Source organism: Ruegeria sp. YTSA108 (assembly GCF_059610185.1).
On sequence record NZ_JBXWND010000016.1, the window covers coordinates 1 to 12,533 of the forward strand.

Annotated in this window: 10 protein-coding genes; 9 read left to right on the forward strand and 1 reads right to left on the reverse strand. The window is 57.4% G+C overall.

Annotation, left to right across the window (positions count from 1 at the left end; translation table 11 throughout):
* The first annotated feature begins 610 nt into the window (after positions 1-610).
* From AC2FHW_RS17700 to AC2FHW_RS17710, 3 genes are all read left to right on the forward strand, one after another.
* Positions 611-4,210, forward strand: coding sequence for an adenylate/guanylate cyclase domain-containing protein (locus tag AC2FHW_RS17700; protein WP_496822363.1), 3,600 nt, complete (start codon positions 611-613; stop codon positions 4,208-4,210).
* Positions 4,211-4,237: 27 nt separating this feature from the next.
* Complete coding sequence (locus tag AC2FHW_RS17705) at positions 4,238-4,495, forward strand: DUF4242 domain-containing protein (RefSeq protein ID WP_142640326.1); 258 nt, start codon at positions 4,238-4,240, stop codon at positions 4,493-4,495.
* A 119-nt stretch (positions 4,496-4,614) separates the two neighbouring features.
* Positions 4,615-6,030: an FAD-binding oxidoreductase gene (locus AC2FHW_RS17710; RefSeq protein WP_496822365.1), complete on the forward strand. Its 1,416-nt coding sequence runs from the start codon at positions 4,615-4,617 to the stop codon at positions 6,028-6,030.
* A 369-nt stretch (positions 6,031-6,399) separates the two neighbouring features.
* Here AC2FHW_RS17710 and AC2FHW_RS17715 read toward each other — a convergent pair whose 3' ends face one another.
* Positions 6,400-7,314 (reverse strand): LysR substrate-binding domain-containing protein, encoded by a 915-nt coding sequence (locus AC2FHW_RS17715; protein ID WP_496822366.1) that lies wholly within the window; start codon positions 7,312-7,314, stop codon positions 6,400-6,402.
* Positions 7,315-7,404: 90 nt separating this feature from the next.
* Here AC2FHW_RS17715 and AC2FHW_RS17720 point away from each other — a divergent pair, with 90 nt between their 5' ends.
* The 6 genes from AC2FHW_RS17720 (at position 7,405) to AC2FHW_RS17745 (ending at position 12,531) form a co-directional block, all read left to right on the forward strand.
* Entirely contained in the window at positions 7,405-8,529 is a 1,125-nt protein-coding gene (locus tag AC2FHW_RS17720; RefSeq protein ID WP_173487991.1) for an NAD(P)/FAD-dependent oxidoreductase, read from the forward strand.
* Positions 8,530-8,542: 13 nt separating this feature from the next.
* A complete protein-coding gene (locus tag AC2FHW_RS17725) occupies positions 8,543-8,812 on the forward strand; it encodes a (2Fe-2S)-binding protein (RefSeq protein WP_276155382.1) in 270 nt (89 codons plus the stop codon).
* Positions 8,805-10,193, forward strand: a complete 1,389-nt coding sequence (locus AC2FHW_RS17730) for an FAD/NAD(P)-dependent oxidoreductase (RefSeq protein WP_276155383.1) — start codon at positions 8,805-8,807, stop codon at positions 10,191-10,193. The genes AC2FHW_RS17725 and AC2FHW_RS17730 overlap by 8 nt, the downstream gene beginning before the upstream one ends.
* The gene (locus tag AC2FHW_RS17735; protein WP_048531648.1) at positions 10,190-10,960 is read left to right on the forward strand and encodes an ABC transporter ATP-binding protein; all 771 of its coding nucleotides are present in this window, start codon (positions 10,190-10,192) and stop codon (positions 10,958-10,960) included. The genes AC2FHW_RS17730 and AC2FHW_RS17735 overlap by 4 nt, the downstream gene beginning before the upstream one ends.
* Before the next feature lie 23 nt (positions 10,961-10,983).
* Positions 10,984-11,775 carry an ABC transporter substrate-binding protein gene (locus AC2FHW_RS17740; RefSeq protein ID WP_394423932.1) on the forward strand — a complete coding sequence of 264 codons (792 nt, stop codon included), beginning with the start codon at positions 10,984-10,986 and terminating at the stop codon, positions 11,773-11,775.
* A gap of 66 nt (positions 11,776-11,841) precedes the next feature.
* Entirely contained in the window at positions 11,842-12,531 is a 690-nt protein-coding gene (locus AC2FHW_RS17745; RefSeq protein WP_276155385.1) for an ABC transporter permease, read from the forward strand.
* Positions 12,532-12,533 lie beyond the last annotated feature (2 nt).

Sequence of the window (12,533 nt, forward strand, 5' to 3'; positions counted from 1 at the left end):
TTCGATACCTGGAAGCAGGGTATACCGGCGACGATAACAGGGACACTTGCGGCTCTTGTTTTGAACGCTGGGTATTCGAAGCTTCTGGACGTTCTTTGATTTTGCCCACCGACTGATCTGGGGTTTACTAAGTCAGCGATTGAACAGCCTTAGCTGGCTCCAGTTATCGGCTCTGCAAGGCCCGCTTTCTGCACAATGCTGTCCTTCGTGCATGGTGCAGCATTAGTTGCTCTGGGCTCGCTGCCGACTTCGGTGCCGTTGCAGCAAAGCCCCCTGCCCCAATAGTAGCTGATCACGAGGGCGGCCCAGAGCCGACCTTGAACACTGTCTTGAAATACTGCATCCGCAGCCCGCATTGCTGCCGTTCGCCGCAACCGCAAAAGATGAGGTAGGTTGAACTCACGCAATACGGACAAAGCTGCCTATCGCGGCAGCGCAGCAAGTGCTCGCTGAGGGAGATCTGCCTGCAAAAAACCTCTGCATTCTGAAAAAAGTTGCATAAGTAGGTGTCATTTCTGTGAAAAGCAATGCGGACGTTTGACCGCCAAAAATCAGCCTGTGGTTACAGCGTTTTCTTGATTAGCGTCCCGTATCTAAGCATGATCCCGTTATGGCGGTTGAAATCGACAAATGGCTGAACGATCTCGAACTGGGTCAATACTCAGACGCTTTTGCACAGCATGATATCGACGCGCGCGTACTGCCACTACTGTCAAACGACGACCTTAAAGAGCTTGGGGTTAGTCTGGGCCATCGAAAAATCATCCTGGCAGCGGTTCAGGAATTGACTGGTCAAAAGCACTCGTCTCAATCGCCGCAGGCCGTAGACGTGGATGCAGACGAAGTCGGCCCGGTCCCCATTTCGGATGAATCGCAAGGCGTGACCTTATCCGCAAGGAAGCCTGCTTCATTAGCGATCGCAGAGAGGCGTCACTTAACAGTTTTGTTTGCTGATCTCGTCGCCTCGACTGAGTTGACTAACCGGTTTGATCCCGAAGACATGCGCGAACTGCTGCAGAGCTACCAGGATGCGGTTGCAGGTGCAGTTAGCAGGTATGGCGGCTACGTCTCGAAGTATTTGGGCGACGGTCTCCTGGTTTTTTTTGGCTGGCCTACAGCCTATGAAGATCATGCAGTTCGCGCTTTAAAGGCTGGTCTTGAGGCCGTTCGGCGGGTCAGAGATCTTAAAGCACCTGACGGTGAGCGTTTGTCAGCCAGGTTAGGTATCGCGAGTGGCGACGTGGTAGTTGGCGATACGATCGGTGAAAACACCTACGAAGAAGGAGCCATGACGGGGCCAATTGTCAATCTGGCAGCGCGGCTTCAGGAACACGCAGAACCGAACTCAGTTGTTTTATCTGCTGAGGAGACCGAAGAAACTTTGCATCGGCTATTTGAGTTTAGGTCTCTTGGACAAACCGAGCTGAAAGGTTTCAAAGAACCACGGACCCTTTTGACTGTCGTATCAGAACACAGCGCGGAAAGCCGGTTTCGAGCATCTTATAGAGACGAAAGTGGCAGCGTCATGATTGGTCGCGACTACGAAAAAGGTATCCTTTTACAATCATGGCTGCGTGCGCAGAACAGTCAGGGAGAGGTTGTTCTGCTTGCCGGTGAAGCAGGGATCGGTAAATCGCGATTGGCGGAAGAGTTTCTCGCTAATGCTGTAGCGACTAGCGAAGCTGATATTATCAGGCTGAACTGCTCTCCTTACCTTATCAGTAGCCCGTTCCACCCTGTCGCCCAGAGGATTTCTCAGGATGCTGGTGTGGGGACAGATTTTGATGACGACCAAATTCTCGACCTTGTCAAAAAAATGTTGGAAAGCCGAGAGGGCTTGGAATGGGAAAAGGTTCTGCCCGTCTTTGCCGCGCTGGTTGCGCCTCACAGTGCTCTTGCCCGAAGCGTTCTCGATATGTCACCGCAGGAGCAACGTGACCTCACGATTCAGACGTTAATCCACACGGTTCAGGTGCGCGCAAGCACGCGTCCTGTTATTCTTTGTGTTGAGGACGCGCATTGGATTGATCCTTCCACCCAAGCTCTTTTGGATCGCTTCAAAGCAATTTGCGCAGATCTGCCTTTGATGATTTTGATTACCCACAGGCCCGGCTGGGAACTTGCCCATGATGACGGGGAAGCGCACGTACATACGCTCCAGCTGCGTCGGTTTGATACGACCCATGTCTCGAACCTAGTTCGCCATGTTACCGGAAAAGCACCCGACGATGCTCTGATTGCCACAATCATTGAGAAGACGGACGGCGTGCCTTTGTTCGTCGAGGAACTGGCCCGGGCGATTGTTGAGGCGGGTGAACACGGGCAAGTCCACATACCCGCGTCTTTGAAGGGCACACTGATGGCACGTCTTGACGCGGTCTCGCCAGAGGCTAAACAAGTCGCGTTAACAGGAGCCGTCATTGGACGGGAGTTCGAGCCTAGCTTGCTGGCTTCCGCAATAGGTCTTGCGAGTGCGGAAATTCAATCTCGTATAGAAGAGCTGTCTCGAACGGGTTTGATCTTTGAAAGCGGGCACAATCGAGGGTATTTCGTTTTCCGTCATGCCCTTATTCGCGATACCGCCTATCAATCCATGCTTGGCTCAACCCGCAGACAACAACATGCAAACGTGGCCCGTGCTTTGATGCAGTTGCGGTCAGCTGAGATTGAACGCCGGCCCGAGTTGGTTGCCCGCCATCTTTCAGAGGCCGAAGAATGGCGTGCTGCGTTCGACAAATGGCAGACGGCAACCGAAATGGCATTGGCGCGATCCGCCAGCCAAGAGGCGATGGTCAACGCTAGGGAAACACTCAAAGCGGCTGAAAATCTTGGATCTGACAACGGCGTCGAAACGATCAAAGCCAAAATCCTGATTGGTCGCAGCCATGACAGCCTGGGTCAGTTGCCAGAGGGGATAGCGGCTTTGAAAGAGGCCTCGGACGCCGCCCGTGGAATAAACGATGTGGCGCTCGCCGCTGATGCTGTGAACCATTTTGCGGACTCGTGTATGATGTCGAGTAAGAGACACGGCGAGGCCATTGAGCTTTGTGTTAGAGCTCTGAACGACCTTCCCGACGATGACGAAGTTCGGCAGTGCAGATTGATGAGCCAACTTGCACGGGCACATATGTTTGTCGGCCAGTTTTCTGAAGGCGCACGCTTTGGTCAGCAATCAATGGAACTGGCCGCGAAACTGGGGGACTATAAATCCCAATTCTCAGTGATGATGATGCATTTTGGGGCACCATTCGTCGCACGCAAAGGAAGAGAGGTACGTCATTGGCGTGAAAATCTTGATGCGATGCATCGAGCGGCCGAAAACCTGGGGAGTATTGATCAGGGTCGGGACCGGACACTCAGTCTTTTTGTCGGGGCCGAAATGGCCGACCGCGACTTGATGGATCATTCACTCGAATTGCTGACGGAGATTTCGGAAAAGGACAATCATCTGCAACTCTACTGGGTGCAAAAGCACGCACGCGCCATGGTTGCAATTATGGATGGCGATTTTGAGCAAGCGGAGATGCATGCCAACGAAGCGGTGAAAATCGGTCGTCAGACACATGGAGAACATGTTGAGGGCGTATTCGGTGTTCAGATGTTTACCATCCGCCGCGAACAAAACCGGCTGCACGAAGTTGCACCGGTGATCAAGAAGCTGATGACAGATAGCCCGGAAGACATTTCCTGGAAACCAGGATTTGGCCTTATTGCCGCCGAGTTGGGATACAAGGAACCAGCTGAACGCATACTGAATGAAATGGCAGAGAATGGCTTCGATCTTCCGCTTGATGCTATGTTTTCAACTACTTTGTCTTATCTCGCTGACATTTGTGTCGCAGTCGAGCATCTGGGACATGCTGAGACCCTCTATGACATGCTGACCCCATACGAAGAGCTGACGATCACCGCTGGGGCAACAACAGTTTGCGCCGGGGCGGCAGCAAGACGTCTAGGCAATCTGGCAGCGGTGCTAAAAAACTGGGACGCCGCTGAGAGGATGTTCCATAAGGCCATCGAAATAGACACGCGCATGAAGTGCCCACCGTGGATTGCGCACAGCAAGGCCGCGTATGCATCCGCGCTAAGGCAACGGGGCCGAACGAATGATTTGAAACTAGCGTTTCAACTAGAAGGGGAAGCGTTGGCAATTTCACAGCAATTGAGTATGGTTTTCCTTAGGTCAAAGCTCGAGGGAGTAGCTGTTTAAAGTCATTTACATGCTTGGGGGAGCATTATGCCAAGGTACATAATTGAGAGAAATTTTGCCGAGCAGCTGAACGTTAGCGACGACGACAAAATTCACATCAAAGAGATCAATGACGAAGTCGGGGTCGAGTGGATTTTCTCGTTCCTCAGCGCAGACAAGCGCAAAACATACTGCCTGTATGAGGCCCCTGACGAGGAAAGCCTCAGAAAGGCGGCCGAGCGCCTTAACATCCCAGCCGATGTCATAACACCCGTGGATCAGATAGATCCCGGAATATTCACCTGAGTATTCGCAGTTCTAAAACCTAATCCGAGGCGATTTAACTGCGGGACAACGCATCGGAAGTCACAACTATATGAGGCAGCCGCGCAAGAAGCCTGATCTGAAAACAGGGAGGCCTATGCATGTACGACATAAAAACACTCGACGGAAACACGGCAACTGTGGATCAAGGCGCTTTGGATGCGCTTAATTCCTCGCTTCGCGGCGGCGTCTACTTACAGGGCACTCCGGAATATGAAGGCGCAAGAACAACATGGAACAGCATGTTCGAACGTCACCCTGGGTTCGTGATCCGCGCGATGGGGGCGAGCGACGTACAGAAAGCTGTAAACTTTGTTAGGGACGCCAGCCTCATAATGTCAATCCGATCAGGTGGGCATCAAATTGCAGGGCACGCTGTTGCAGACGAGACCGTATTACTCGATCTGTCCCAGATGCAATCGGTACACGTAGACCCTGTCAACAAGACTGCTCGGGTTGCACCGGGTGCATTGCTTGGCGATGTAGATCGCGAAACCCAGGCTCATGGGCTTGCTGTCCCTGTCGGCATCAATTCGACAACTGGTATCGCTGGTCTGACCCTTGGCGGCGGCTTTGGGTGGACCACGCGGAAATTCGGAATGACGATCGACAATCTTCTGTCGGCAGAAGTTGTGACGGCAGATGGGACGATTGTCTGCGCCTCGCCCACAAGCCATCCGGAGCTTTTCTGGGCCATCCGCGGTGGAGGCGGCAATTTCGGCGTCGTGACCTCATTCGAGTTCCAGTTGCATGATCTTGGGCCCGATGTTTTGTCGGGTCTGATCGTTCACCCGATCGAAAAGGCGCCAAAGCTGCTTGCAGAATTCGCAGCCATTGCAGATGACTCACCCGATGAACTGACCGTCTGGAGCGTGATGCGAAAAGCTCCTCCTCTCCCGTTCCTACCAGAAGAGTGGCATGGGAGAGAGGTGCTGATTTTTGCAGCTTGCTACAGTGGTCCTATAGACGATGGTGAAAAAGCCTTGTCGGGTTTGCGCGCGCTAGGAGAACCGATTGCCGATGTCATCTCACCTCACAAGTTTGTAGACTGGCAAGCAGCATTCGACCCTTTGCTTACACCGGGCGCTCGGAATTATTGGAAAAGCCATGATTTCGAAGCGCTTTCCTCGGAAGCAATCACAGGTCTTCTCGAGGCGGTTTCCAGCCTTCCCGACCCTGCTTGCGAAGTATTTATTGCGCATGTAGGTGGCGCAATGGCACGCATTGAACCCCACTCAACAGCTTATCCGCAACGATCAGCACACTTCATAATGAATGTTCACACACGTTGGGAAGACCCGAGCAAGGATGATGAGTGCATTGCGTGGGCGCGGGGACTTTATAATCAGATGCGGCCTCATGCGACCGGTAGCGCGTATGTAAACTTTATGCCCGAAGACGAAGCGGATCATATGGCTGGTGCATACGGCCTAAACAGCGGGAAGCTTTCGAAAATAAAGGGCAGCTATGATCCAAAGAACCTGTTCAGGATTAATCACAACATAGTGCCTGAGTAGGGCCATCCGATTTGGAAAGGCCGATCTATTCGGACGCTTAGAGCTTATGCTTGATATTTGACAACGAGTATTCTGTTACGCGTTAAGACCACCAAATATTTTTCGCGTCAAAAATGCCGACACTGTCTTTTCCACTGTCAGGCGAATTCCGTGTTCCGCTGCGACGGCAGGGATTTGTTGACCAATTAGCCGCTTTGGGCTCGATGCTAACGCCGGAGCTATCGTGGCATCTTTTCGACTGCCTGACCTCGCTCAGGTGTGAGCGGCCCATACCGGCCTTTCGGTACACCATGCGCTGCCGCAGTGCAGCGATCAAGTTTATGAGTTCATATTCGCGGGGTGCCAACGCAACCCCTATTGCCCAGGTGACTAAAATTGAGTGCGAGGAAATGCCTCGAAACGTGCGTTCACCAACCTCAAGAATTGGCCGGCGACGCGTGAAGGCTGACGGGTCGCGGGAAGCAGCAGATCGTAGCGAAAGGGCTGGGCCGGTGACAGTGGTCGCACGACGCAGCGTCCGAGTTCGGCAAAATGTCTCGCAGTCACTGGCTCCACGATCGAAACTCCCGCGCCTGCCGCGACCATCTCGCAAATCGAAGCGGACAATTGCGCTTCGGCGACAATCCGGGGGCGGGCGTCGCGAAGTGATAGAAAGGCATCTGTCTCCGACCGTGTGCCAATTTCTGCCCCAAGTGCGATGAAGGGCCGTTGATCGAAGTCCTTAGGCTCAAGCACGGTTTTTCCTTCAAGCTCATGTCCGGGCGGAAGCACAGCCAGCATTGCCCCCGTAAACAGCGGACGGCGCAGAACGGCGGGATGATCATTATCCAGAGCTGCAAAGCCGAGGTCGAACTGTTGCGAACTGAGATGGCGTAGCACCGCTTGGGAACTGCGCGTGCGTAGTGACACGGCGATGCCCGGCTCTTCGGCGATAAACTCGGTGATAACATCGGGAAGGAACTTCAGCGCGAGGGCCGGCATTCCAGCGATGAGCAAGCTACCTGTCCGGAAATCTCGGATATCTTCGATCACCCGTGAAATTTCCGCCATGCCGACAAAAGATCGCTCGACCTCTTCATAGAGCGCCCGGGCTTCCGGAGTGGGCACGACCTGCCGCCCCTGGCGCTCAAACATACCGAAACCGGCCGCATGCTCCAGATCTGCAATAAGCTTGCTGACAGAGGGCTGTGTCGTCCCAAGCACCTGCGCGGCGGAGGTGACCTTGCCGGTCTCCATCACAGCGCGGAAGGCTTCAATTTGTCGATGTGTGAGCCGGCCGATCATGGTGATATATAACCTCAGAGAATGAATAATGAAAATATTACGATTATTCTTATGTGATCAACCCTGCGATCTTGGACTCGGAGGAATCACATGCAGCACAGCGACCCTGAAATCACAATCGTCGGCGGCGGCCTTGTCGGCCTATCTGTCGCGCTCGGTCTGCTTTCGGCCGGAAGGCGAGTGCGGGTGCTGGACGGTGCTGACGGGGACGCGCGGGCTTCGCAAGGGAACTTCGGGCTTATCTGGGGACAGGGCAAGGGCTGGAATTTCGCGCCCTATGCGAACTGGACGATGGATGCGCTGGCCGCCTGGCCGGGTTTTGCGCGCCAGCTGAAGGAGCTTTCGGGCATTGATGTGGCTTTGGATCAGTCGGGTGGGTATGAGTTCTTTACCGATTCAGCCGAGATGGCCGGTTTTGCAGCGCAGCTTGAACAGCAAGCCGCCCACCTAAACGACCGTGCCAGCTTTGAAATTCTGACCGGAGATGACCTGCGCAGTCAATTGGGGGGCATCGGGCCGAAAGTCGTCGGAGCGAGTTTTTCGCCCCGTGACGGACATGTGAACCCGCTTCGCTTTCTTCGGGCCCTCCGCTGTTCCGTGCATGTCTTGGGCGGATGCGTGACCATGGGCGCGACAGTTTCCACGATCACGCCACAGCCGGACGGTGGCTTCTTGCTTACCTTGGCGAATGGTCAATCCCTTGGGGCCGAGATTGTTGTGCTCTGCGCCGGACTTGGCTCAACCGCTTTGGCCAGGGGGCTCGGGTTTGAGACTCAGGTAAGGCCGCAACGTGGCGAGCTCCTGATTACCGAAAAACTTGGTGATCGGTTGCCGTTCCTTTCCAGCACCATCCGTCAGGTCGACGAAGGTGGTATCCAGATCGGTGGCACCAAGGCGGAAACAGGGATGGACGACAGCGAGAGCCTTGACGTCATGGCAGGCCTCGCGCGCCATGCGGTGACCGTGTTCCCCGCGCTTGAAGGCGTGCGGGTCGTCCGCGCTTGGGGCGCGCTGCGGGTAATGTCTCCTGACGGCTACCCCGTCTATGCCAAGTCTGCGGCGCACCCTGGCGCCTTTCTTGTGACCTGTCACAGCGGTGTCACGCTCGCACCTCTGCACGCCAGCGTCCTTGCCGAATGGATTCTGAACACATCTCCCACCCCTGATATGGAGGCTTTCGATGAGCGTCGCTTCGCGCTTTCGCACGCTGCCTGACACGGGAGACTGCGTGCAATTTTACCTTGACGATCTGCCGGTCACGGCCCCCGCCGGTGTGACGCTGGCGGCAGCGCTGTTGGCGCATTCGGGAGATTGGACGCGGCAAACCGCACAGGGCGCGCCGCGCACGGCGTTTTGCATGATGGGCATCTGTTTCGACTGCCTCGTGAACGTTAATGGCACGCCTAATACCCAGGCATGCATGACGCCGGTGCGCGAAGGGATGGTAGTGCGGCGCCAGTTGGGTCTGCGCAGCCTGAACGGCGGCCAACATGACTGATGTGGACCTCATCGTCATCGGGGCCGGACCGGCGGGCATGTCAGCGGCCGCTGTGGCGGCGCGCAGCGGACTTCGGGTGCTGATGCTGGATGAACAGCCGCAGGCCGGCGGGCAAATTTACCGCCACGTCGCGCAGAACCAGGGCCGCCGTAGTTGGCTCGGCACGGCCTATGCGCAGGGGGCGGGCCTTGTTGAGGCGCTTGAACATCCGAACATCAAGTTGCTGTCAGGCGCGACCGTTTGGAAGGTGGACAAGGGGCCGCGGGTTACGTGGTCGCGCGGCGGGGCGAGCCAGACATCCTCGGCGGCTCATGTGCTACTTGCGACCGGCGCGCAGGAACGTCCGGTGCCCTTTCCGGGCTGGACGCTTCCGGGCGTCATGCCCGCTGGTGCAGCACAGATCTTGATGAAAACCGCCGGCATGCTCCCCCAAAATGCCGTGCTCGCAGGCTCGGGACCGTTGCTCTACCTCGTCGCGGCACAGATGATTGACGCCGGCTGCGCGCCGCAGGCGCTTGTCGAAACACAGACCACCCGCGGACTCCTCGGCGCGATGCGGCATTTGCCCCGGGCGATGTTCGGGGCGGCGACCCTGCTGAAGGGACTGGGCCTGATCGCGAAGATCCGCCGGGCGGGCGTGCCGCGCTATACGGCTGCTTCGGACTTCCGAGCTACTGCGGAGAGGAGCGGTGATATCCGCTTTTCCTTCCGCGCCGCGGGAGAGGCACAATCTCTCATCTGCGGCCTGCTGCTGACCCACCAAGGGGTGGTGCCGGGAACGCATATCACGCGGGCGGCGGGTATTTCGCACAGCTGGAACAAGGATCAGGGCGCCTACCAACCCGAATGCGACCGCTGGGGCGCCACCAATCAACCCGGTCTGCATACCGCAGGCGACGGCGCCGGAATCGGAGGGGCGGAAGCCGCCGCGGCGGCGGGTGAACTGACGGCGCTGAACATCCTGCGTCAGCTTGGCAAATGCGACGCCGATGCGCGCGACCAGCGTGCGGCGAGCCCGCGAGCCGCCCTGTTCCGCGCCCGAGCCATCCGCCCGTTTCTTGATGCCGCCTATGCTCCCCCGGCAGAGATCCTCGCCCCGGCAGACGACACGATTGTTTGCCGCTGCGAGGAGGTTTCCGCCGGCGCTGTCCGTCAGGCGATAGGCGAAGGTCCTCACGGGCACCGGCAGATCAAGACCTCTTTGCGTTGCGGCATGGGGCCCTGTCAGGGCCGCATGTGCGACGCCACCCTACGCGGTCTCCTGAGCGTCGAAGCGAAGGGCAACCACCCGATCACGCCGCCGCGCGCGCGCAGCCCGATCAAGCCGATCGCCTTGGGCGAAATGGCCGCACTTTCACCCATCAAGGAGGACCCGGCATGAGCGCTCCCGCCGCCCTGAAAATCAAGGATTTGCACAAGAGCTTCGGCTCCCACGAGGTCATTAAGGGTATCTCGCTCGAGGCACAGAAAGGCGAGGTCATCGCGATCCTCGGTGCCTCTGGTTCAGGAAAGAGCACGTTCCTACGCTGCATCAACCTGCTTGAGACCCCGAATTCCGGTGAGGTCTGGCTGCGCGGCGAACAGATGCGCATGACGAAGAACCGCCGGGGCGAGATCGTCCCGGCAGACCTGCGGCAGGTCGAGGGCATGCGCGCCCGTTTGGCGATGGTATTTCAGGGCTTCAATCTCTGGTCGCATATGACCGTAATGGACAACATCATGGAGGGCCCGCTTTACGTTCAAGGTATCTCGAAAACCGAGGCGCGCGGGAAAGCCGAGGCCCTGCTTGCAAAGGTAGGTCTGTCTGACCGGGCGGACTACTACCCGGCGCATCTTTCCGGTGGCCAGCAGCAACGGGTGGCGATCGCCCGGGCGCTGGCGATGGACCCCGACGTGATGTTATTCGACGAGCCGACCTCGGCCCTGGACCCCGAACTGGTTGGCGAGGTCTTGGGCGTCATGCGGGATCTGGCCGAAGAAGGCCGCACCATGCTTGTGGTGACCCATGAGATGGGCTTTGCCCGCGATGTCTCCACTCGAACCGTGTTCCTGCATCAGGGCGAGGTCTGCGAAGCGGGTCCGCCGGCAGAGCTGTTTTCCAACCCGCAAACCCCCGAGTTTCAAGCGTTCTTGTCACGCATGAACTGACCAACCACAGAGAGGACCAAACCATGTTTCGTAGAACCATCCTGAGCACCGTCGCGGCCGCCGCACTGGCCGCCATCGCCTTACCGCTTGCCGCCCAAGACACGCTGCGCATCGGCGTCGAGGGGGCCTACCCTCCGTTCTCCTCCAAAGAGTCCGATGGCACGCTGGTGGGCTTTGACATCGACATTGCCAAAGCGCTCTGCGTCGAAATGCAGCGCGAATGCGAGCTGGTCGAGCAGGAGTGGGACGGCATGATCCCGGCCCTGAAGGCGCGCAAGTTTGATGCCATCGTCGCCTCCATGTCGATCACCGAAGAGCGCAAGCGCCAGATCGATTTCTCCGAAAAATACTACCAGACCCCGGCGCGACTGGTTGCCCCGAAGGATGCCGGTTTCGAAGGCACTCCCGATGGACTGGCCGGCAAGCGCATCGGTGTCCAGCGCGGTGCCACTCACCAGTGCTACGCCGAGAAGATGTTCCCCGAGGCCGAGATCGTGCTCTATGGCTCTCAGGACGAAGTGTTTCGTGACTTGGCGCTTGGCCGGGTGGATGCACAGCTGTCCGACAGTCTTATCGCGCAGGAAAGCTTCCTGAGTTCCGATGAAGGCGCGGACTACGCCTTTCTCGGCGGCGATCACACCGATGTCGACTGCTACGGTGAAGGCGTTGGCATCGCCGTGCGCAAGGGTGAGGATAAGCTGCGTGAAGACTTCAGCGAGGCCATCACTGCGCTCCGCGAGAACGGCACCTATGCCGAGATAAACGACAAATACTTCCCCTTCGACATCTACGGCGGTCGCCCTGAAGGGCAATGACCTGAAGAACAAGCTTTGCTTTGGGGCGGCAGAGCGCCGCCCTGATGATCCAACGGAGGACACGCGATGAACCTGCTCTTGGACTACCAAGACCAATTGATCGACGGCACGATCATGACCATCAAGCTGGCGTTGACATCGCTGGTGATCGCGCTGATCTTCGGCCTGCTGGGCGCTTGGGCAAAACTCTCATCCAATCGCGCGGCGCAGCGGCTGGCCGGCGCCTATACGACCGTCGTGCGCGGCGTGCCCGATCTGGTGCTGATCTTGCTGGTGTTCTTCGGCGGACAGGTGACCCTTAACAATCTCGGCGCGGCAACCGGGATTTGGGGCTATGTGGAGGTCAGCCAGTTCGCGGCTGGTGCGGGCACCATCGGGGTGATCTTCGGCGCCTATTTCACCGAAACGTTTCGCGGCGCCATCATGGCCATTCCCCGTGGCCAGATCGAGGCGGGGATCAGCTGCGGAATGCGCAGATCGCTGATTTTTCGCCATATCATCTGGCCCCAGATGATCCGCTTTGCACTGCCGGGCTTCACCAACAACTGGTTGGTGCAGCTCAAGACCACGGCGCTGGTGTCGGTCATCGGGCTTCAGGATCTGGTTTACAATGCCTTTACCGCCGGCCGCTCGACCGGCCAGCTTTTCACCTTCATGGCGGCGGCCTTTGTTATCTATCTGCTGCTGACCGGCGTCTCCGATTTAGCTCTGCGCGCGCTGGAGCGTCATTACAACCGTGGCGTGGTGAGGGCGTGATC